The organism is Streptomyces sp. ATexAB-D23 (assembly GCF_000373645.1).
Classification (GTDB): Bacteria; Actinomycetota; Actinomycetes; order Streptomycetales; family Streptomycetaceae; genus Streptomyces; species Streptomyces castrisilvae.
This window is the reverse complement of the sequence record NZ_KB892089.1, coordinates 117,509-138,072: the sequence shown is the minus strand read 5'-3', so window position 1 is coordinate 138,072 and position 20,564 is coordinate 117,509. Positions and strand designations below refer to the sequence as shown.

The 20,564-nt window shown below is 73.3% G+C and carries 17 protein-coding genes; 7 read left to right on the top strand and 10 right to left on the bottom strand.

Annotation, left to right across the window (positions count from 1 at the left end):
* The first annotated feature begins 47 nt into the window (after nucleotides 1-47).
* The gene (locus tag B082_RS0134740) at nucleotides 48-824 is read left to right on the top strand and encodes a maleylpyruvate isomerase family mycothiol-dependent enzyme (protein ID WP_018556383.1); all 777 of its coding nucleotides are present in this window, start codon (nucleotides 48-50) and stop codon (nucleotides 822-824) included.
* A 93-nt stretch (nucleotides 825-917) separates the two neighbouring features.
* Nucleotides 918-1,958, top strand: coding sequence for a PHP domain-containing protein (locus tag B082_RS0134735; protein WP_018556382.1), 1,041 nt, complete (start codon nucleotides 918-920; stop codon nucleotides 1,956-1,958).
* On the opposite strand, the gene B082_RS0134730 is transcribed toward B082_RS0134735, so the two are convergent.
* The 7 genes from B082_RS0134730 to B082_RS0134700 form a co-directional block, all read right to left on the bottom strand.
* A complete protein-coding gene (locus B082_RS0134730; RefSeq protein ID WP_018556381.1) occupies nucleotides 1,939-2,958 on the bottom strand; it encodes an LLM class F420-dependent oxidoreductase in 1,020 nt (339 codons plus the stop codon). The two genes, B082_RS0134735 and B082_RS0134730, sit on opposite strands and share 20 nt — an antisense overlap.
* 107 nt (nucleotides 2,959-3,065) lie before the next feature.
* Nucleotides 3,066-3,848 carry a DUF5336 domain-containing protein gene (locus B082_RS0134725; protein WP_018556380.1) on the bottom strand — a complete coding sequence of 261 codons (783 nt, stop codon included), beginning with the start codon at nucleotides 3,846-3,848 and terminating at the stop codon, nucleotides 3,066-3,068.
* 223 nt (nucleotides 3,849-4,071) lie between these two features.
* A complete protein-coding gene (locus tag B082_RS0134720; RefSeq protein ID WP_018556379.1) occupies nucleotides 4,072-5,004 on the bottom strand; it encodes an N-acetylmuramoyl-L-alanine amidase in 933 nt (310 codons plus the stop codon).
* An 81-nt stretch (nucleotides 5,005-5,085) separates the two neighbouring features.
* Nucleotides 5,086-5,673: a class I SAM-dependent methyltransferase gene (locus B082_RS0134715; RefSeq protein WP_202454225.1), complete on the bottom strand. Its 588-nt coding sequence runs from the start codon at nucleotides 5,671-5,673 to the stop codon at nucleotides 5,086-5,088.
* 171 nt (nucleotides 5,674-5,844) lie between these two features.
* The gene (locus B082_RS0134710) at nucleotides 5,845-7,173 is read right to left on the bottom strand and encodes a M20/M25/M40 family metallo-hydrolase (RefSeq protein ID WP_018556377.1); all 1,329 of its coding nucleotides are present in this window, start codon (nucleotides 7,171-7,173) and stop codon (nucleotides 5,845-5,847) included.
* Entirely contained in the window at nucleotides 7,170-8,558 is a 1,389-nt protein-coding gene (locus B082_RS0134705) for a cytosine permease (protein ID WP_018556376.1), read from the bottom strand. Before B082_RS0134705 ends, B082_RS0134710 begins: the two co-directional genes overlap by 4 nt.
* A complete protein-coding gene (locus B082_RS0134700; RefSeq protein WP_018556375.1) occupies nucleotides 8,558-9,511 on the bottom strand; it encodes a DUF1177 domain-containing protein in 954 nt (317 codons plus the stop codon). The genes B082_RS0134705 and B082_RS0134700 overlap by 1 nt, the downstream gene beginning before the upstream one ends.
* A gap of 148 nt (nucleotides 9,512-9,659) precedes the next feature.
* Here B082_RS0134700 and B082_RS0134695 point away from each other — a divergent pair, with 148 nt between their 5' ends.
* Together B082_RS0134695 and pepE are read left to right on the top strand one after the other, a co-directional pair.
* The gene (locus B082_RS0134695) at nucleotides 9,660-10,493 is read left to right on the top strand and encodes an IclR family transcriptional regulator (protein ID WP_018556374.1); all 834 of its coding nucleotides are present in this window, start codon (nucleotides 9,660-9,662) and stop codon (nucleotides 10,491-10,493) included.
* A gap of 25 nt (nucleotides 10,494-10,518) precedes the next feature.
* Nucleotides 10,519-11,247 (top strand): dipeptidase PepE, encoded by a 729-nt coding sequence (gene pepE, locus B082_RS0134690; protein WP_018556373.1) that lies wholly within the window; start codon nucleotides 10,519-10,521, stop codon nucleotides 11,245-11,247.
* On the opposite strand, the gene B082_RS0134685 is transcribed toward pepE, so the two are convergent.
* Nucleotides 11,210-13,096: an MFS transporter gene (locus B082_RS0134685; protein WP_018556372.1), complete on the bottom strand. Its 1,887-nt coding sequence runs from the start codon at nucleotides 13,094-13,096 to the stop codon at nucleotides 11,210-11,212. The two genes, pepE and B082_RS0134685, sit on opposite strands and share 38 nt — an antisense overlap.
* Before the next feature lie 268 nt (nucleotides 13,097-13,364).
* Here B082_RS0134685 and B082_RS0134680 point away from each other — a divergent pair, with 268 nt between their 5' ends.
* The 3 genes from B082_RS0134680 (at nucleotide 13,365) to B082_RS0134670 (ending at nucleotide 18,280) form a co-directional block, all read left to right on the top strand.
* Nucleotides 13,365-15,548 (top strand): acyl-CoA dehydrogenase, encoded by a 2,184-nt coding sequence (locus B082_RS0134680; RefSeq protein WP_018556371.1) that lies wholly within the window; start codon nucleotides 13,365-13,367, stop codon nucleotides 15,546-15,548.
* Between the two features lie 18 nt (nucleotides 15,549-15,566).
* Nucleotides 15,567-16,763, top strand: a complete 1,197-nt coding sequence (locus tag B082_RS0134675) for a lipid-transfer protein (protein ID WP_026250495.1) — start codon at nucleotides 15,567-15,569, stop codon at nucleotides 16,761-16,763.
* A gap of 80 nt (nucleotides 16,764-16,843) precedes the next feature.
* Nucleotides 16,844-18,280, top strand: a complete 1,437-nt coding sequence (locus tag B082_RS0134670; protein WP_018556369.1) for an MFS transporter — start codon at nucleotides 16,844-16,846, stop codon at nucleotides 18,278-18,280.
* A gap of 154 nt (nucleotides 18,281-18,434) precedes the next feature.
* Here B082_RS0134670 and B082_RS0134665 read toward each other — a convergent pair whose 3' ends face one another.
* On the bottom strand, nucleotides 18,435-19,877 hold the full coding sequence (locus tag B082_RS0134665; RefSeq protein ID WP_018556368.1) for a glycosyltransferase family 39 protein: 1,443 nt from the start codon (nucleotides 19,875-19,877) through the stop codon (nucleotides 18,435-18,437).
* A gap of 50 nt (nucleotides 19,878-19,927) precedes the next feature.
* Nucleotides 19,928-20,560 carry a response regulator transcription factor gene (locus B082_RS0134660; RefSeq protein ID WP_037711581.1) on the bottom strand — a complete coding sequence of 211 codons (633 nt, stop codon included), beginning with the start codon at nucleotides 20,558-20,560 and terminating at the stop codon, nucleotides 19,928-19,930.
* Between the last annotated feature and the right edge of the window lie 4 nt (nucleotides 20,561-20,564).

The window sequence follows — 20,564 nt, the reverse complement described above, 5'->3', positions numbered from 1 at the left end:
GCGGATATCCGCATGTGGGGGAGCCTCGATCGCACTAGGGTCCGAGCATGGATCTTCGCGCGCATGAGCGCTACTGCGATGAAATCGTCCGGCTGACCGGTGAGTTGAGGGCGACGATCAAGGGGGCCGACCTCGACGCCACCGTGCCGACGTGCCCGGACTGGACGCTGCGCGAACTCGCCCAGCACGTCGGCCGCGCCCACCGCTGGGCCGGCGAGATCGTCCGCACCCGCGCCACCGAGGCGGTCGCCCCCGAGAAGGTGCCGGCGCACACCCCCGAGGGCGACGGCCCCGACGCGCTCGACGCCTGGCTCGCGGACGGGGCGGCCGGGACCGCCGCCGCGCTGCGGGAGGCGGGGCCGGAGGCCGAGGTGTGGAGCTGGGCCTGGGAGCGGCGCGCCGGCTTCTGGTCGCGGCGCATGGCCCTGGAGACCGTCGTCCACCTCGCGGACGCGGCCCTCACCGCGAAGGTCCCGTACACGATGTCCCCCGAGCTGGCCGCGGACACGATCGACGAGTGGCTCCAGATCGTCGCCTTCGCCCAGGCCCAGGGCGACCCGGAGATGGCCGAGCTGCGCGGGGCCGGGCGCTCCCTGCATCTGCACGCCACCGATGTGCCCGACGCCGAATGGCTGATCGAGCTGGGCGAGGACGGTGTCACCTGGCGCCGGGCGCACGGGAAGGCGAACGTGGCGCTGCGGGGGCCGCTCACCGACCTGATGCTGGTCTTCAACCGGCGCCTGGCCCCGGACAGCGACCGGGTGGAGGTGCTGGGCGACGCCGCGCTGCTGGACCTCTGGCTGGCGCGCACGTCCTTCGGCTGAGGACGGCAGGCCCTCCGGTGTGCGGGCCGGGCGGTGCTGGGCCAAGCTGGACGGGGCGGCCGAAACCGCCCCGTCCCGCACGAGGAGGTGCCGATGGACCCGGTCGGGGCCCTGGAGCGGATCGCCTTCCTGCTGGAGCGCGACAGCGCGGTCACCTACCGCGTCCAGGCCTTCCGCACCGCCGCGCGGACCGTCGCCGCGATGGACGACGGCGAACTGGACCGGCGGCTGGCGGACGGCTCACTGGAACGCGTCAAGGGCATCGGCCCCCGCACCGCCCAGGTCATCCGCGAGGCGGCGGCCGGCGAGACCCCTGGCTACCTGGACCGGCTGGAGTCCGGGGCCCGGAGCGCGGGCCCGCTCGCGAAGGGCGGCGAGCACCTGCTCTCCCTGCTGCGCGGCGACTGCCATACCCACTCCGACTGGTCGGACGGCGGCAGCCCCATCGAGGAGATGGGCCGCGCCGCCGCCGAGCTGGGCCACGAGTGGACGGTGCTCACCGACCACTCGCCCCGGCTCACCGTCGCGAACGGCCTCTCGCCGCGGCGGCTGCGCCGGCAGCTCGCCGAGATCGCCGAACTCAACGAGCGCTGGGCTCCGTTCAGGCTCCTCACCGGCATCGAGTGCGACATCAACCTCGACGGCACCCTCGACCAGGAGGAGGACCTGCTGGAGCAGGTGGACCTCGTGGTGGTCTCCGTCCACTCCAAACTCCGCATGGACCCCGCCCCGATGACCCGGCGCATGCTCGCCGCCGTCCGTCACCCGCGGGCGAACGTCCTCGGCCACTGCACCGGCCGCCTGCTCACCGGGCGGGGCCGCCCCGAGTCCACCTTCGACGCGGACGAGGTCTTCGCCGCCTGCGCCGAGTCGGGCACGGCCGTGGAGATCAACAGCCGGCCCGAACGCCTGGACCCGCCCCGCCGCCTCCTGCGCCGGGCCGTCGCGGCGGGCACCCTGTTCGCCGTCGACACCGACGCCCACGCACCGGGCCAGCTGGACTGGCAGGCATACGGCTGTGCCCGCGCCGAGGAGTGCGAGGTCCCACCGGAACGCGTGGTCACCACCTGGCCGGCCGGTGAACTGCTCGACTGGACCCGCGAGGGCGAAGTCCCTAAGCGCGCTGCTGGTTGAGCTCCGCCAGCACCCGCAGCGTGTCCGGGTCCGGCGCCGTCACCAGCAGGTCGGTGACCGGGCCCGCGCGCCACGCCTCCAGGCGTTCCGCGATCCGTTCCCTCGGGCCGACCAGGGAGATCTCGTCGGCGAACGCGTCGGGCACGGCCATCACCGCCTCCTCCTTGCGGCCCTGGAGGAACAGGCGCTGGATGCGGTGCGCCTCCTCCTCGTAGCCCATCCGCGCCATCAGATCCGCGTGGAAGTTGCGGGCGGCGGCGCCCATGCCGCCGATGTAGAAGCCGAGCATCGCCTTCACCGGCAGCAGGCCCTCGGCCACGTCGTCGCAGACCCGGGCCCGTGCCATCGGCGCGACCATGAAGCCCTCGGGGAGGCCGGTGAGCGCGGCCTCGTAGACGTCGGTGCGCTCCGGTGACCAGTACAGCGGCAGCCAGCCGTCCGCGATCCGGGTGGTCTGCGCGATGTTCTTCGGCCCCTCCGCGCCCAGCAGTACCGGGAGGGAGGCACGCAGCGGGTGGGTGATCGGCTTCAGCGCCTTGCCGAGGCCGGTGGCGTCCGGGCCGCGGTACGGGTGCGGGTGGAAGCGGCCGTCCAGTTCCACGGGGGCCTCGCGGCGCAGCACCTGGCGGATCACGTCCACGTACTCGCGGGTCGCGGTCAGCGGGCTCGCCGGGAACGGGCGCCCGTACCAGCCCTCCACGACCTGCGGGCCCGAGAGGCCGAGGCCGAGCATCATCCGGCCGCCGGAGAGGTGGTCGAGGGTCAGTGCGTGCATGGCGGTCGCGGTGGGGGTGCGGGCCGCCATCTGCGCGATGGCCGTGCCCAGGCGGATGCGGGAGGTGTGGGCGGCGATCCAGGTCAGCGGGGTGAAGGCGTCCGAACCCCAGGCCTCCGACGTCCACACCGAGGCGTAGCCCAGGTCCTCCGCCGCGCGCGCCAGCTCCAGCTGGGCCGCGTCCGGGCCGCGGCCCCAGTAACCGAGAGCGAGTCCGAGCCGCATTCCGCTGCCTCCCCGGGATTCTGACGTGTCATCAGCTATGCCGGGGAGGGTACGGCAGCGGCCCCCCGCCCGGAAGGGGCGAAGGGCCGCCGGCTGGGCGCGGGGCGTCAGCCGCGCTGGATGCCCGTGGTGTCCTGGAGGACGCCGCGACGGCCGTCCTGCGTCTGGGCGATCAGCGCGGCACCGCGCTGCTCGACCGCGAGGTACCAGGTGCCCGGCGCCAGTTCGGCGATCGGCGCCTGCGAACCGTCCTCGTTGTACAGCTGGCGGGCCACCGGCACCGCGAACCAGAACGGGGTGAACTCACCGGACTGCCCGCCGGCCGCCGGGGCCTGCGGGGCCGGGGCCTGCGCCTGCTGGGCGTCGGGCTGACCGGCCTGCTGCGGGGCACCGTACGGCTGGGGCTGGCCCGGCTGACCGCCGAAGGAGGCCTGCGGGCCGCCCGGGTAGCCGTAGCCCTGGCCGGGCTGGGCGCCGTACGGCGGCACGGCCTGCGGCTTCGGGGCGCCCGCGAGCGGGGCCTTGAGGGCCGGGACCAGCGGGGCGGCGACCGCGCCGCCGGCCAGCACCAGGGAGGCGATGAAGCCGAGGATCAGACCGGCGCCGGCGTCGATCTGGCCGAGGTCGATGATCGTCCAGAACATGTTCCACGCCGTGAAGACCGTGGCGGCGACGCCGAACGGGGCGAGGTCGAGTCCGAGGACCTTGCGCGGCTGGGGCTGCGAACGGGACAGCACGATCAGTGCCGCTCCGATCACCCCGACCATGTAGACGCCGATGCCGTTGCCCAGGGAGTCCCAGGAGTTGGGCGCGTCGATGCGGCTGCTTCCGTAGTCGACGTAGTCGAGGAAAGAGGCGATGAACAGCACGACCGCTGCTCCGATCACCACGCCATCGCCTCGAGTGAGGGAGCGGATATTCACGTGAAGGTCCTTAGTCGGTCGTCTCGTCGGGGCGGTCGTCGCTGGCACCGCGTCTACGGCGGGCACGGCACGTAGCTCGGGAACGGCTCCCCATCGTACGGATGAATCTATCGTCTGATCGGCCGGGTTGTGTTCCTGCCCGGTTGGTGCGCGGACATCCTCCCGAATTCATCGCAGAACCACCTCTTGCCTACCCCTTGAGGAAGCTGCTGATGCCGTCGGCGATGCCCTGGGCGGCCTTCTGGCGCCAGCCGGGACTGGTGAGCAGGGCGGCGTCCTCGGGATCACGCATGTTGCCGCATTCGATGAAGACTTTGGGCACGGTCGACAAATTAAGTCCGCCAAGATCCTTGCGGACGTCCAAACCGGTATTGCCGCCTACGTAATTGGAAGGGGAACTTCCGGTACTGCGTACGAACAGTCCGGCGATACGGGTACCGAGATCGCGCGAGGGCGCGACGATCTTCGAGGTGTCCGCGCCCCCGCCGCGCACCGATGCGGGGAGAATCACATGGAAGCCCCGGTTGCCGACGGCCGATCCGTCCGCGTGGATCGAGACCACCGCGTCCGCGTGCGCCTTGTTGCCGATGCGCGCCCGCTCGTCCACGCACGGCCCGAACTCCCGGTCCCCGTCGTACGTCAGGATCACCGTCGCGCCCTGGGCCCGCAGCAGCGTCCGCAGCCGGTGCGCGACGTCGAGGTTGAACGCCGCCTCCGCGTAACCCCCGTTGGTGGATGTGCCGGTGGTGTCGCACTCCTTGTGCCCGGTCCCGATCTCCACCTGGCGGTTGATCTCGGCGGTGTGCAGGTGGTTGGTCGGGTTGTGCCCGGGGTCGATGACGACCGTACGGCCGGACAGCGGGCCCGAGGGGGCGGCCGGCGGCTTCGAGGGCGGCGCGGACGGGGACGCGCTCGTGCGCGACGGTGTCGGGGAGCGGGACGGGGAGGGCGGGGCCGGGTCGGCGGAGGGGGTGACCGCCTCGGTGGCGCTCGGGCCCGGCCGGGCCTGCGCGGTGCCGCCGTCGCCGCCGCAGCCGGCGAGACCCAGGCACATCAGGGCCGCCGCCGCCGCGAGCAGGACCGGGCGGCGCGGGGTGGGGGGAACGCTCTCGTCGTGACGCACCCGGCGATGCTATCCGCCGAGGGCGGCCGCGTCCGGGGCGTTCACGGACCCGCCGGGAACACCCGGGGCAGGCCCCCGCCCTCAGATCCCCGGCCCCGTGCGCCGCAGGACGCGCAGCGAGTCCGTGACGGAGACCTCCGTGAACGCCCCCGACTCCAGCGCCCGCAGATACACCCGGTAAGGGGCCTGCCCGCCGTGCGCCGGGTCCGGGAAGACGTCGTGGATCACCAGCAGCCCGCCCTCGGCGACATGCGGCGCCCAGCCCTCGTAGTCACCGTTCGCGTGCTCGTCGGTGTGGCCGCCGTCGATGAAGACGAGGCCGAGCCTGCCGCTCCACACCGCCGCGACCTGCGGCGAGCGCCCCACGAGCGCCACCACGTGGTCCTCCAGGCCCGCCGCGTGCAGCGTCCTGCGGAACGTGGGCAGCGTGTCCATCCGGCCGACCTCGGGGTCCACCACCGTCGGGTCGTGGTACTCCCAGCCCGGCTGCTGTTCCTCGCTGCCCCGGTGGTGGTCGACGGTGAGCGCGGTCACGCCCGCCGCACGGGCCGCGTCGGCGAGCAGGATCGTGGAACGCCCGCAGTAGGTGCCGACCTCCAGCAGCGGCAGGCCCAGCGCCGCCGCCCCGGCCGCGGCGTCGTACAGCGCGAGCCCCTCGACCACCGGCATGAAGCCCTTGGCGGCCTGGAACGCGGCGAGAATCTCCGGCTTGGGCTCGGCGGACACGGGGTTCCTCCTGGTGGGACGGGTACGGCGACGACCGGCGGGCGACGGCGCCTTATCGTGCCGTACGCCCCCGCCGAAGGTACCGGCGGGGGCGTACGGCGGGGGCGCGCGGGCTCAGCAGCTCTGCCAGAGGCGGGTCATGACACGGACGCCGAAGCGCAGGCCCTCCAGCGGGACGCGCTCGTCCACCCCGTGGAAGAGGCGGCCGTAGTCCAGGTCGTGCGGGAGCTTCAGGCCCTTGAAGCCGAAGCAGCGGATGCCCAGGTGGGTGAAGGCCTTGGCGTCCGTGCCGCCCGGGTTGCAGTACGGCACCGGGTGGCCGTCCGGGTCCTCGGCGCGCACCGCCGCGCACATGGCGTCCACGAGCGGGCCGTCGAACGCCGTCTCCATCGCGATGTCGTGGTTGACCCACTCGCGGCTGACCGAGGGCAGCAGGAGCCTGTCGATGGTGTCGATCAGCTCCTGCTCGTGGCCGGGCAGGAAGCGGCCGTCCACACGGGCGGTGGCCTTTCCGGGGATGACGTTGGTCTGGTAGCCGGCGTCGAACATGGTGGGGTTCGCCGAGTTGCGCAGGACCACCTGCATGAAGTCGGCGACCGGGCCCAGCTTCGCGAGGCTGCCCTCGATGTCGTCCTCGTCGAACTCGACCCCGTAGAGCCGGGCGGCCTCTTCGAGCAGGGCGCGGACCGGTTCGATCAGCCGGACCGGGAAGGTCTCGCGGCCGATCCGGGTCAGCGACTCCGCGAGGTCGGTGACCGCGTTCTCGTCGTTGGGGGACGAGCCGTGACCGGCCCGGCCGGTGGCGGTCAGCTCCATCCAGGCCATGCCGCGCTGGGCGTTCTCGATCGGGTAGAGCCGCCGGGTGCCGTCGATGGCGAAGGAGAACCCGCCGCCCTCGCCGATCGCCTCGGTGACCCCGGCGAACAGCTCCGGGCGGTGCTCGACCAGCCAGTGGGCACCGAATTTGCCGCCCGCCTCCTCGTCGGCGAGGAAGGCCAGGACCAGATCGCGCGAGGGCGTCGTCCCGGTGCGGGCGAAGTGCCGGGCGGTGGCCAGCATCACGGCCACCGTGTCCTTCATGTCGATCGCGCCCCGGCCCCAGAGGTAGCCGTCCCGGATCTCGCCGGAGAAGGGCGGCACCTGCCACTCGGAGGCGTCGGCCGGCACCACGTCCAGATGGCCGTGGACCAGCAGGGCGCCGCGCTCCGGGTCGCGCCCGGCGATCCGCGCGACGACGCTGGCCCGGCCCGGCGCCGACTCGATCAGCTCGGAGGCGATGCCCACGTCCGCGAGGCGGGCCGCCACCCACTCGGCGCTCGCGCGCTCGTCGCTCGTGGGGTTGGAGGTGTCGAACCTGATCAGCTCGGCGCAGAGGTCGACGACCTCGGCCTGGGCCTCGTCGGAGGCCGGGACCAGGGCGGGGGAATCGGATGCGGTGCTCATGCTGCTCCCACGGGGGTGGTGGTGCGGGCGGCGGGGGTGGTGCCGTCCTCGTCGTCCAGGGCGGAGGTGCCGTAGGGCCTGATCCAGCCCAGCAGGCCCAGGACGCTGTACAGGACGAAGGCGGTGGCCAGCGAGTTCAGGGCCGGGATGCCGCCGTCGTAGAACTTGCCGACGCAGAACGCGACGACCCAGATGGCGAGGGACGCGGGGACCCAGGTCGGCGAGGAGGCCGGCAGGGTCTCGGAGGCCCGGGTCTCGTCCAGCGGCCTGCGCATCCGCTTGACGATCCAGTACTCGGCCACGATGATGCCGCCGATCGGCGGGATCGCGACGCCGAGGATCGTGAGGAACTCGGTGAAGTGGCTCATGATCCCGACCGCGGACAGAAGCGTTCCGGCGACGCCGAGGACGATGGTGACCGCCCCGCGGTGGACGCGCTTGCCGAAGACGACCTGGAAGAAGTTGACGACGCCGAGCGAGGAGCCGTACAGGTTCCAGTCGTTGATCTTCGCCGTGGACATCAGGACGACGAGCACACCGAAGGCGCCGGAGGTGGAGAGCACGATGTGCGAGACCTCGCTGCTCTTGACCAGGTGGCCCAGGAGCACGCCGGTCAGGCCGACGATGTACTCGGAGAGGATCATGGACGAGGCGCTCTGCAGGAAGACGTGCGAGCCCTTGCGGTTGTAGCGGGTCATCTCCGGGGAGACGATCGCGCCCGTCATGTAGCCGCCCGCGATGGCGGTGGCGGCGACGGCCAGCGGGATCGTGTCGCCCGGCGGCGGCGAGTGGATCAGCTCGCTCAGCGAGTGGTCGTTCAGCGTGCGGATGACGGAGAAGGCCACCATCGCGAAGAAGAGCGGGGTGACGATCTTCGCGAAGTTCGCCATGTACTTGAACCCGAAGATCACCAGGGCGGTGATGGCGATGCCCGCGAGCACGCACCACATCCAGGACGGTCCGCCGACCAGCGCCGAGACGCTGTCGCCGAAGATCGTGTTCTGGACACCGAACCAGCCGACCAGGCTGACCGCGATCACGAAGCTGACCAGCGCGGAGCCGTTGCGGCCGAAGCCCACCCAGCGGGTCAGCATCGGGGTGGCGAGACCCTCGCGCATCCCGGCCAGGCCGATGGCGAAGATCACGACCTCCAGGATCACCGCGCCCAGCGTGAACGCCCAGAAGGCGTTGGCGAAGGTCATCCCGACACCGATGGTGGCGCCGAGCGTGAACTGCGAGATCGAACCGGACTGGGCCAGCCACTGGAGCAGCATCGACCAGAAACCGAACCGCTTGTCACGCGGGACGCGCGAGAGCGAGTAGTCGTCGCTGCCGATGCTCTTGGCCTCACGGGCCACGGCACCGGACTGAGGGGCGGCTGCCATCAGGACTCCTGGGGTGTACGGCCGAAGGTCTGGAGGTGGGTCAGCGGGCCGTAGCGGCTGACGAGGTTGTCGAACTCCACGGCGTCGTGGAAGTCCAGCCGGCCGCCGCCGAAGGCCTTGGCGACCTCCACGGCGTAGCGGGCGGCCGACGCGATGTCGCTCTCATGACTCGCGCCCGTCCCGCAGCCCGGCACCGCGGCGGCCGAGGTGACGGCCAGGCCGACCACGGGGGCTGCCGTGGCGGTGGAGGGCTGGAGGATCGAATTGATGTGGTGTGCACCATTACCGTACGGCGTGATGTCCTGCGTGGTCACGGGGTACGTGACCAACGGCTCACCGGTCACCACGGCCAGCAGCTCGCCCAGCTGCTCGTTGACCCGCAGCACCCAGCCCTCCTTGACGGTGGGTGACAGGGCGAGGCCCTTGTGGTTGATGATCCGGTTGCCCTTGGTGGTGTCGATGGAGAGCACCGCCTCCATCTCGCCGGTCACCTCGTGCCGGTTCATGGTGGCGATGTCCACGGGCGAGCCCATGAACGGCACCGGGTCGTGCGGCTCGGTCGGCGCGTTCGGGCAGATGTGGGTGGCGACGATCACATCGCCGGGCAGCACGTCGCCCCGGCGCCGCATGTCGAGCAGCTTCGCGGCGGCGGCGAGCGCCGAGACGGCGCCGTCAGCGTCGGAGACCAGGCCGGTGACCTCGGGCCGGGCGCCGATACCGCCGAGCCGGCCGACGACGCCGAGCGTGCGGGCGTCACCCCCGGCCGTACGCCCCCGGGAACCCGGGACGCGGACCGACACGAAGTCCGTCGAGCCCCGCTCACCGGCGACGGTGGTGACCTGTGCGGACGAGCCCTCGGCCCCCGCCGCGGCGTCCAGGTAGTCGACGACCGTCCTGCCATTGGCCCGGGGGTCGTCGAGCAGGTCGACGAGGTCCAGTACGTACTTCAACATGGGGGGCCTTTCTCGCGCATCCGTCACACCCGTCCGGAGCCCGCCAGGGAGCCAAGGCCCCGGACGGGGTGCTGAGAGCAGATTCGGGATCGGATAGCGTTGAGCGCAATGATTTCCCGTTATCTGCAATTCACGTCTGAATGGTGAGATGGCCATGGCGGAGTTCGATCTGGACCGGCGCACCCCCGCCGGAGCCCTGCAAACCGTGGACCGGGCGCTGCTCGTGCTGCTGGCCTTCGAGCGGACCCGGCCCGACTGGGGTGTGACCGAGGTCGCGGCGGAGTTCGGCTGGGACACCTCCGTGGCGCAGCGCCTCCTCGCCACCCTCGCGGGGCGCGGCTTCCTGGTCTCCGACCCGGCCACCCGGCGCTACCGCATCGGCCCCGCCGTGCTGCGCCTGGGCAGGCTCTGGGAGCGCTCGGGATCACTGGAGCTGCTGGCCGGACCGGTCCTGGAGGAGCTGCGCCGCGTCACCGGCGACACCGTGCTGTTCTGCCTGCCCGACAGCTTCCACATGCGGTGCGTGGCCGCCGAGGAGGGCGAGGCGGGACCGCTGCGCTACTACCCGCTGGTCGGCGAGCTCTACCCGGCGCACGCCGGGGCGACGGCCAAGTCCTTCTACGCCTGTCTGCCTGACGAGCAGCGCCACCGGCTGTTCCGGGGACGCCCGATGGCCCGCTTCACCGACCGGACCGTCACCGATCCGGACGCGCTGGAACAGGAGTTCCTGAAGGTCCGCGCCCAGGGGTACGCCTGGACGGTCGGCGAGTACGACACCGGCATCGCGACCGTCGCCGTACCCGTCTTCCTGGGCCGCGAACCCTACGGAAGCCTCAGCCTGGGCGGGGCCGAGGAGCGGTTCGACGGGGCGCCGGAGAACCGCCTCGAAGCGCTGCGGCACGCCGCCGGACTGCTGGAGAAGCGCCTCACCCACCCGCCGCAGCGCCCGAAGCCCCGGACGCGCCGCACCCCCACGACCTGACCGAGCAACCCCGAAGAGGAACCCCGTGAATCTGCTCCTGCTCTCCAACTCCACCCAGTACGGCCGCGGTTACCTGGAACACGCCCTCGAAACGGTCACCGCGTTCCTGCCCGCGGGCGCCCGGCTGGCCTTCGTGCCCTACGCGCTCGCCGACCACGCCACGTACACCGCACGCGTCCGCGACGCCCTCGAACCGGCGGGGATCGGTGTGCACGGCGTCCACGAACACACCGACCCGGTCGCCGCGCTGGAGACCGCCGACGCGGTGTTCGTCGGCGGCGGCAACTCCTTCCGGCTGCTGAGCGCGCTGTACCGGACCGGGCTGCGGGACGCGGTGCGCGGGGCCGTGCGGGTGGGGCTGCCGTACATGGGGGCGAGCGCCGGGACGAACATGGCGGCGCCCACCCTGCGGACGACCAACGACATGCCCATCGTGCAGCCGCCGTCCTTCGAGACGCTCGGCCTCGTCCCGTTCCAGATCAACCCGCACTACCTCGACCCGGACCCGGACAGCACCCACAAGGGCGAGACCCGCGAGGAGCGGCTCACCGAATTCCTGGAGGAGAACGACGTGCCCGTGCTCGGCCTGCGCGAGGGGTCGTGGCTGCGCGTCGAGGGCGAGGCCGCCCGGGTCGACGGCGCCCGCCCCGCCCGGCTGTTCACGCGGGGCTCGGCGCCCCGGGAACTGGCGGCGGGGACGGACGTGTCCCGGCTGCTCACGTCCGCAGCGCGGTTCGACGCTCCGGCGCGCTGACCGTCAGCACCAGGTCCGTGTCCACCGCGCCGCCGCCCGCGGGGCAGGCCGCCGGCCAGGCGCGCGGCGCGTAGTCGGTGGCGGACACGGCCAGCACGAAGGTGCCGGAGCCGGGGGCCGTGAGCGCCCAGCGGCCGGAGGCGTCGGTGGTGGTGAGCCCGGCCTGCCGGCCCTGCCGGTCGATCAGGGTCACATTGGCCCCGGCCACCGGCGCCCCGTCGGCCTCCAGCACCCGGCCCCTGAACCCCTGCGGGCCCGGCAGCGGGATCGGGACGACGGCCTCTCCGGCAGCGTCCAGGATTCCGGCGTCCAGGATTCCGGCGTCCAGGGCCCCGGTGTCCAGGGCCCCGGTGTCCAGGGCCCCGGCGGCGGCGCGCCGGGCCGCCGCGTCGCCCTCGCTGCTCGCCAGGAGGACCGGGGCTGTGGCGGTGCGCCGCGACGGCAGGAACGAGGCCAGGACGAGGCCGGCCACCACCGCGCCCGTCGCGATGAGGAACGAGATGCGGAACCCCTGCATGGTGGGCACCGCGACCGTCCCCATCCGCGTCGAGGTGTGGGCCAGGACCATGCCGATCACCGCGCTCGACACGGAGGTGCCGATGGAGCGCATCAGGGTGTTCAGCCCGTTGGCCGCGCCGGTCTCGGAGGCGTCGACGGCGCCGATGATCAGGGCGGGCAGCGAGGAGTACGCGAGCCCGATGCCGGCGCCGAGCATCACCGCGATCAACACGGTCTGCCAGGCGGCGCTCATCAGGCCGAGCCCGGCCCCGTAGCCCACGGCGATGACCAGCATGCCGAGGATCAGGGAGACCTTCGGGCCGCGCCGGGCGGAGATCCGGGCGTACAGCGGGGCGACGAACATCATCGTCAGGCCGAGCGGGGCCACGCAGAGGCCGGCGACCACCATCGACTGGCCGAGGCCGTAGCCGGTGGACTTCGGCAGCTGGAGCAGCTGGGGCAGGACCAGCGAGACGGCGTAGAAGGCGACCCCGACCATGATCGAGGTCAGGTTGGTCAGGAGCACCTCGCGGCGGGCCGAGGTCCGCAGGTCGACCAGCGGGGCGTCGCTGCGCAGCTCGAACAGCGCCCACAGCACCAGCACGACCAGGGAAGCGGTGATCAGCCCGAGCGTGGTGGGCGAGGCCCAGCCCCAGTCGCCGCCCTTCGTGATGGGCAGCAGCAGGAGGACCAGGCCGAGCGAGAGGCCGAGCGCCCCGACGACGTCGAACCGGCCGGGGGCGCGCAACGAGGTCTCGGGCACGGCCAGCACGGTCAGCACCATGGCCAGCACGCCGAGCCCGGCGGAGCCGAAGAAGAGGGTGTGCCAGTCGGTGTGCTGGGCGACGAGCGCGGCGGCGGGCAGCGCGAGTCCGCCGCCCACTCCGATCGAGGAGCTCATCAGGGCCATGGCCGAACCGAGCTTCTCGCGCGGCAGCTCGTCGCGCATGATGCCGATGCCCAGCGGGATCGCGCCCATGGCGAAGCCCTGGAGCGCGCGGCCCACGATCATGATCACGAGGTCGTCGGTGAAGGCGCATATCAGTGAGCCGACGACCATCACGGCGAGGCTGGCCAGCAGCATTCTGCGCTTGCCGTTCAGGTCCCCGAGCCGCCCCATGATCGGGGTGGAGACGGCTCCGGCGAGCAGGGTGGCGGTCATCACCCAGGTCGCGTCGGAGGGGGAGGTGTGCAGAAGGGCGGGCAGATCCTTGATGACGGGGACGAGCAGGGTCTGCATCACCGCGACGGTGATGCCCGCGAAGGCGAGGACGGGGACGATCCCCCGGCCCGCCCTCGCGCGCGGATCAGGAAGCTCCGCGGCGGGCTGTTCGTGCGTCGTCTGTGGCATGCGTGCGGCCTCCGGGCAGCGGTGGGAGCGGCGACAGGGGTGGGGCGAACGGTCGTGTGTCCCGGTCGTGGACAGCGTCGACCGCCAAGTCTGTGCAGGGTGAACCTTCTTCGGCTACGGCGTATTCCGGTGAACCAGGTGCGAACGGGGCGCGCTCGCCCCCGGGTCCTCACGACCGTCGGGATCGAGCCTGCGTCTGACCTTCCGTCAGATTGAAACGTGTTCTACTCTTGCGCCGTTCCAATGGCTGCGACCGGCGAGGATGCGCATGGGTATCGGGATCACCGAAGAACACAGGGCGCTCGCACAGGCGGTACGGGGATGGCTGGCCAGAGCCGTACCCCCCGGCGCGGTCCGCGAACTGCTCGACGCGGACGCCCCCGCACCCCCCGGCGCACGCCCCGCGTACTGGGACGGCCTCGCCGGACAGGGCCTGCTCTCCATCCATCTGCCCGAGGCGTACGGAGGCTCCGGCGGCGACCTCCTCGACCTCGCCGTCGTCCTCGAAGAGGCCGGCCGGGCCGCGCTGCCCGGCCCCTACCTGGCGCACGCCCTCACCACCGCCGCCCTGCACACCGCCGGCGCGGACGCGCTGCTCCGGGACCTCGCCACCGGCAGCCGCACCGGCGCCGCCGCCCTCGGCCCCGGCAGCCTCACCGCCGTCCCGCACGCCGAGGGCCACCTGCTCGAAGGCGTGGCGCCCCCCGTCCTGTCCGGAGCCGACGCCGGACTGCTCCTCCTCCCCGCCACCCGCGAGGGCGCGGTCCACTGGTTCGCCGTGGACGCCGAAGCGCCGGGGCTCACCGTGCGCCCCCACCGCGGCGCCGACCCGACCCGGCCCACCGCCGAGGTCCGGGCCGCCGGCGTCCACGTCCCCGCCGGGCGGCTGCTGCGCCTGGGCCCGGACCTCGTGACCGACCTGGCCGCCGTCCTGTTCGCCGCCGAGGCGTGCGGAACCGCCGCCCACGCCCTGGAGACCGCCACCGAACACGCCAAGGTCCGCGAGCAGTTCGGCCGGCCCATCGGGCAGTTCCAGGGCGTCAAGCACCTCTGCGCCGACATGCTCGTGCGCCTCGAACAGGCCCGCGCCCTCACCTGGGACGCCGCCCGCGCGGCCACCGACCCGCACCGGAGCGGTGACGTACGGGGGCTGACCGCCGCCCTCGCCGCGGCCACCGCGCTCGACGCCGCGTACGGCTGCGCCAAGGACGCCATCCAGATCCTCGGCGGCATCGGCTTCACCTGGGAGCATGACGCCCACCTGTATCTGCGCCGGGCCCTGGTCGCCCGCCAGCTGCTCGGGTCCGGCGACACCCACCGTCAGCGGGCGGTACGGCTCGCCGCCGCCGGGGCCCGCCGCGAACTCGCCCTGGAACTCCCGCCGGAGGCCGAGACCCACCGCGCCGCGGCCCGCGAGGCCGTCGCCGCCGCCCGGGGCCTCGACCCGAAGGCCGCCCGCCGCGTCCTCGCCCCCACCGGCTACGCCGCCCCCCATCTGCCCGCACCCCACGGCCTGGACGCCGGCCCCGTACAACAGCTCGCAATCCAGCAGGAGTTACGCGCCCAGGGCGTGAAGCTGAGCGACCTCTCCATCGCCACCTGGGTGGTGCCCTCGCTCCTCGCCCACGGGACGGCCGAGCAGCAGGAGCGCTACCTCCCGCCGACCCTGCGCGGCGACCTCCTGTGGTGCCAGCTCTTCTCCGAACCCGGCGCCGGCTCCGACCTCGCCTCGCTGCGCACCCGGGCCGAACGCACCCCAGAGGGCTGGCGGATCAACGGCCAGAAGGTGTGGACGAGCGCCGCCCAGTGGGCCGACCACGGGATCCTCCTGGCCAGGACGGACCCGGACGCGCCGAAGCACCGGGGCCTCGGCTACTTCCTCGTGGACATGAAGAACACCGAAGGCATCGACATCCGCCCGCTGAAGGAGATCACCGGCGACGCCCTCTTCAACGAGGTGTATTTCGACGACGTGCTGCTGCCCCCCGACGCGCTCGTCGGCGAGCCCACCGGCGGCTGGCGGGTCGCCCGCAACACCCTGGGCAACGAACGCGTCCACATGGCCGACCAGATGACCTTCGACACCGGCCTGGAGGCGCTGATCGGCCGCTCCGCCGCACTCGACGGGGCCCAGCGCGCCCGGATCGGGGCCCTCGCCGCCGAGGCCCACGCCCTGGCCTGCATCGGCCTGCGCACCACGCTCCAACAGGTCTCCGGGCTCGAACCGGGCGCGGGCGCCTCCGTACGCAAGCTCGTCCGGACCACGCACCAGCAGAAGACCGCCGAACTCGCCCTCGAACTCCTCGGCCCCGAGGGAGCGGTGTGCGAAGGGCCGGGGGAGCGGGCGGTGCACGGCTTCCTGATGTCGCGCTGCCTGACCATCGCGGGCGGCACCACCCAGGTACAGCTCAACGTCGTCGCCGAGCGCATCCTCGGCCTCCCCCGGGACTGAAGGGAAACCGTGATCATGATGAGGTCCTACATCGTCGGCGTCGGGATGACGAAGTTCGAGAAGCCCGAGACCCGCGACTGGCAGTACTGGGACATGGCGAAGGAGGCCGGCACCGCCGCCCTCGCCGATGCCTCGCTCGCCTACCGCGACATCCAGCAGGCCGTCACCGGCTACTGCTTCCAGGCGTCCACCGCCGGACAGCGCGCCGTCTACGAACTCGGGCTGACCGGGGTGCCCGTCTACAACGTCAACAACAACTGCGCCACCGGCTCCACCGCCCTCATGATGGCCCGGCAGTTCGTGGAGGGCGGAGGCAGCGACTGCGTCCTCGCGCTGGGCTTCGAGAAGATGGCGCGCGGCTCGCTCGGCGGCGGCGGGGCGGACGGCGGCGCGAGCGATTTCAAGACGTCCCCGGTCGCCCGCCACTACGCGGTCATGGCCGCCGCCCACGGCTTCGAGATGACCCCGCCCACCGCCCAGATATTCGGCAACGCCGCCCGCGAGCACATGGAGCGCTACGGCACGACCGAGGCGCAGCTCGCCGCCGTCGCCGCCAAGAACCACCGCCACTCCGCCGGCAACCCGTACGCCCAGTTCCAGACCCCGTACACCGTCGACGAGGTCCTCGCCGCCAAGCCCGTCCACCTCCCGCTCACCCGGCTCCAGTGCTCCCCGACCTCCGACGGGGCGGCCGCCGCCGTCGTCGTGTCCGAGCGCTTCGTGGAGCGGCACGACCTCGGGACGCGGGCCGTCGAGATCGCCGCCCAGGCCATGACCACCGACACCGAGGCCTCCTTCGCCTCCGGGACCTGCGTCGACGCGGTCGGCCTGCCCATGTCCCGGGAGGCGGCCCGGCAGGTGTACGAGGCGTCCGGCACCGGCCCCGACGACCTCGACGTCATCGAGCTGCACGACTGCTTCTCCATCAACGAACTCCTCACCTACGAGGCGCTCGGGCTGTGCGGCGAGGGCGAGTCCGGGCCGCTCGCCGAATCCGGCGCCACCACCCACGGCGGGCGCTGGGTGGTCAACCCGTCCGGCGGCCTGATCTCCAAGGGCCACCCGCTCGGCGCCACCGGAATCGCCCAGGCCGCCGAACTGACCTGGCAGCTCAGGGGCGAGGCCGGGGCCCGCCAGGTACCCGGCGCCCGCACCGCGCTCGCCCACAACATCGGCCTCGGCGGCGCCGCGGTGGTGACCCTGCTGCGCCGTTGAGAAGGGCCCGGGTCCTACGCCGCTGGACCGAGGCCGACCGGACCGGAAACCGATGTACGGGGCGCACGGCGGCTGCGAGTATGACACCCATGGTTGACGTCTCCACGCCCGCACCGCCCACCGACCGGATCAAGGCCCGCACCTGGGCGGTGGTCCTCGCCGCCTGTGTGGGGCAGTTCCTGGTGGTGCTCGACGTGTCCGTCGTCAACGTCGCGCTCCCGTCCATGCGCACCGACCTGGGGCTCAGCGCCGCCGGGCTGCAATGGGTGCTCAACGCGTACTCGATCGCGTTCGCCGGGTTCATGCTGCTGGGCGGGCGGGCCGCCGACCTCTACGGCCGCAAGCGGATGTTCCTCGTCGGCCTCGGCCTGTTCACCGCCGCCTCGCTGGCCGGCGGCCTCGCCCAGGAGGGCTGGCAACTGCTCGCCGCCCGCGCCGCACAGGGGCTCGGCGCGGCCGTCCTCGCCCCCGCCACCCTCACCCTGCTCACCGCGGCCGTCCCCGAGGGCCCCGCGCGGACCAAGGCCATCGGCACCTGGATGGCGGTCGGCGCGGGCGGCGGCGCGGCCGGCGGACTGGTCGGCGGGGTGCTCACCGACACCCTGTCCTGGCGCTGGGTCCTCCTGATCAACGTGCCCATCGGGGTGCTCGTCCTGATCGGCGCCGCGCTCTGGCTCGCCGAGGGCCGCACGGGCGGCCGCAGCCGCATCGACCTCCTCGGCGCCGTCCTCGTCACGGCCGGCCTGGCCTCCCTGGCGTACGGCATCGTGCAGACCGAGGAGTCCGGCTGGACCGCCGCGCCGACCCTCGTACCCCTGCTCGGCGGCCCCGTGCTGCTCGCCCTGTTCGCCCTGGTGGAGACCCGCACGGCGAAGCCCCTGATGCCGCTGCGGGTCCTCGCGGCGCGGCCGGTGGCCTCCGCGAACGTCGCCATGGTCGTCATCGGCTCGGCCACGTTCTCCATGTGGTACTTCATGACGGTGTACGCGCAGAACGTGCTGGGCTACAGCGCGCTGGAGGCCGGACTCGCCCTGATGCCCTCCTCCTTCGCCGTGGTGCTCGGCTCCAAGGCCGCGCCCCGGCTGATGGCCCGCGTCGGCGCGAAGAACCTCGCGCTCATCGGCGCCGCCGTCGCCGCGACCGGCTTCGGCTGGCAGTCCACGATGACCGTCCACGGCTCCTACCTCACCGCCGTCTGCCTGCCCGGGGTGCTCATGATGGCGGGCGCCGGGCTCGCCTCCACCCCGCTCGCCGCCCTCGCCACCTCCGGCGCGGCCCCCGGCGAGGCCGGCCTCGTCTCCGGTCTCGTCAACACCTCCCGCACCATGGGCGGCGCCCTCGGCCTCGCCGTGCTCTCCACGGTCGCCGCCGCCCGCACCCACGACGGGGCGGACCCGGTCGAGCTGACCGCCGGCTACGCACTGGCCTTCCGTACGGCGGGCGGGGTCCTGCTCGCCGGGGTCCTCGTGATGGCCCTCTGGCTCCCGCGCCACCGGCCGACCGTCATCAAGGTCTGAGCCCGCCGGACGCCGGGCGCGCGAGGGCGCCCGTACGAGGCCGGGCGCGCGGGACCCGTACGACGCCGGGCGCGCGAGGCCGGCCGGACGCCGGGCGCGCGAGGCCCGCCCGGGTCATCGCCGTGCTCGCCCCGTCACCGCCGTGCCCGCCCCGTCAATTCCGCTCGTACAGCGTCACCCGCCGGCCGCGCACCCGGGCGTCCGCGACCGCGGTGAAGTGGCCCCTCAACACGGCGGCCTTCACCTTCTCCCGCTGTTCCGCTTCCGGCCGGGCCGCCTCCGGTGTGTCCGTCACCAGCAGTATCCGCGGCTGCGCCAGCATCGCGTCCCGTATCCGAACCGGCTCCGCCTCCACCCCGTTCAGCGTCCCGGACTCGTGCGGGCCCCGGGCCAGCGCTATGTCCCGCAGGCCGGTGAACGCGCCGGGGGAGACCAGCATCGTGTCCCGCCGGGCGCTCGGCAGGAACACCACCGCCGCCCCCGGCTCCTTCAGCCGCCGTATGTCCGCCGTGGTCGCCAGCACATCGTCCACCCGGCTCTCCGGGGACCGCTTGGCCAGGGACTGCGGAAGGAGCGCCGCCACCGTCCCGGCCAGCAGCACCGGGACCAGCCACCTCGACGCCGCGGGGAACCGGGGCGCCGCCGCCCGCACCGCCGCCGCGAGCCCGGCGCCCGTCAGCAGCGCCAGGCCCAGCAGGCTGAACAGCACGTACCGGTCCAGGAACAGCGGCTTGACCAGCGAGAGCGCGACCAGGCCCAGTTGGGGAACCGCCAGCAGGGGCAGCCCGACCGAGGCCAGGGAGAGCCGCCCCGCCCCCGGCCGGTCCGCCAGCGCGCCGAGCCCGCCGATCGCCAGCAGCACGGCGGGGCCGATCAGCATGTGCCAGGTCAGCGGCGGTATCCAGGACACCTGCTCGGCCTGGCCCGCCGTGAACAGGATCAGCGGCAGCGCACCGGCCACCGCGGCGGCCGAGGCCACCGCCCACCGCGCCCACACCCCGCGCCCGGCCCCGCTCCACGCCAGCGTCGCCAGATGCGCGGGCAGGATCAGCAGCGAGAACCAGTTCAGCAGCGCACCGGCCAGGACCGCGCCCGCGTACGCCACCCAGCGCCCCCACCCGCCGCGCCCCTGGAGCAGGGCCACCAGGAGCAGCGTCGAGATCCCGGCCGCCGCCGCGACCAGGGCGTACGGGCGGCCCTCCTGGAGGTAGAACTGCACGGCCGGCAGGAGACCGAGCACCATGCCGCCGCCCAGACCCGCCCACGGCCCGGCAAGCCGCCCGCCGATCGCCGTCACACAGGCCGCCGCCACCGCCATGGCCAGCACGGACGGCAGCCGCAGGGTCGTGGTCGTCGCCCCGAACCAGTCGAACAGGCCGTGCATCAGCAGGTAGTAGACCCCGTGCACCGCGTCGACATGGCTCAGCAGGCCCCGTATGCCGGCGGCGGACCGCAGGGCCACCTGCCAGGTGGCGGCCTCGTCCCGCCAGACGCTGTCCTGCCGCGAGAGCCCCCAGAGCCCGAGGCCCAGGGTCCAGAGCGCCGGTATCGGCCAGAGCGGAAAGGCGCGCCGGAGCGCGGTGGTGCGGGAAGTCATCGATGTGGCCGGGTCCCTGGGTGGTGACGGTACGGACGAAGCGGTGGCGGTCAGAGCCAGCCCTGCTGCCGGGCCGCGCGGACCGCTTCCATCCTGTTGCGGGTGCCCGTCTTGCCGATCGCCGACGAGAGGTAGTTGCGGACCGTCGACTCGGAGAGATGCAGCTTGGCCGCGATGTCGGCGACCGTCGCCCCGTCCACCGACGCGATCAGCGCGTCACGCTCGCGCGCGGTCAGCGGGCTCGGACCGGAACTCAGCGCGGCGGCTGCCAGCGCCGGATCGACCACCGTCTCCCCGGCCAGCACCCGGCGGATCGCCTCGGCCAGGTCCTCGACCGGGCCGTCCTTCACCAGGAAGCCCGCCGCCCCGGCCTCCATCGCACGGCGCAGATAGCCGGGCCGGCCGAAGGTGGTGAGGATCAGCACCCGGCAGTCCGGCACCTCCTCGCGCAGATCGGCCGCCGCGTCCAGCCCGCTGCGGCCCGGGAGTTCGATGTCGAGCAGTGCCACATCGGGCCGCGACGCCCGCGCGGCGGCCACGATCTCGTCGCCCGCGCCGACCTGGGCGACCACTTCCATGTCCGGCTCCAGCCCGAGCAGCAGGGCGAGCGCGCCGCGCATCATCCCCTGGTCCTCGGCGAGCAGTACGCGTACGGACGGGGCCGGCGGGTGCTCCTGTGGCATCTCG

What these genes read in the sequence shown, in the direction of transcription:
- B082_RS0134680 (WP_018556371.1), top strand. Translation starts at nt 13,365, where the DNA reads ATGGGTATCGGGATCACCGAAGAACACAGGGCGCTCGCACAGGCGGTA.
- B082_RS0134730 (WP_018556381.1), bottom strand. Translation starts at nt 2,958, where the DNA reads ATGCGGCTCGGACTCGCTCTCGGTTACTGGGGCCGCGGCCCGGACGCG.
- B082_RS0134695 (WP_018556374.1), top strand. Translation starts at nt 9,660, where the DNA reads ATGGCCATGGCGGAGTTCGATCTGGACCGGCGCACCCCCGCCGGAGCC.
- B082_RS0134660 (WP_037711581.1), bottom strand. Translation starts at nt 20,560, where the DNA reads ATGCCACAGGAGCACCCGCCGGCCCCGTCCGTACGCGTACTGCTCGCC.
- B082_RS0134710 (WP_018556377.1), bottom strand. Translation starts at nt 7,173, where the DNA reads ATGAGCACCGCATCCGATTCCCCCGCCCTGGTCCCGGCCTCCGACGAG.
- B082_RS0134715 (WP_202454225.1), bottom strand. Translation starts at nt 5,673, where the DNA reads ATGCCGGTGGTCGAGGGGCTCGCGCTGTACGACGCCGCGGCCGGGGCG.
- B082_RS0134665 (WP_018556368.1), bottom strand. Translation starts at nt 19,877, where the DNA reads ATGACTTCCCGCACCACCGCGCTCCGGCGCGCCTTTCCGCTCTGGCCG.
- B082_RS0134740 (WP_018556383.1), top strand. Translation starts at nt 48, where the DNA reads ATGGATCTTCGCGCGCATGAGCGCTACTGCGATGAAATCGTCCGGCTG.
- B082_RS0134670 (WP_018556369.1), top strand. Translation starts at nt 16,844, where the DNA reads ATGACACCCATGGTTGACGTCTCCACGCCCGCACCGCCCACCGACCGG.
- B082_RS0134685 (WP_018556372.1), bottom strand. Translation starts at nt 13,096, where the DNA reads ATGCCACAGACGACGCACGAACAGCCCGCCGCGGAGCTTCCTGATCCG.
- B082_RS0134705 (WP_018556376.1), bottom strand. Translation starts at nt 8,558, where the DNA reads ATGGCAGCCGCCCCTCAGTCCGGTGCCGTGGCCCGTGAGGCCAAGAGC.
- B082_RS0134700 (WP_018556375.1), bottom strand. Translation starts at nt 9,511, where the DNA reads ATGTTGAAGTACGTACTGGACCTCGTCGACCTGCTCGACGACCCCCGG.
- B082_RS0134675 (WP_026250495.1), top strand. Translation starts at nt 15,567, where the DNA reads ATGAGGTCCTACATCGTCGGCGTCGGGATGACGAAGTTCGAGAAGCCC.
- B082_RS0134735 (WP_018556382.1), top strand. Translation starts at nt 918, where the DNA reads ATGGACCCGGTCGGGGCCCTGGAGCGGATCGCCTTCCTGCTGGAGCGC.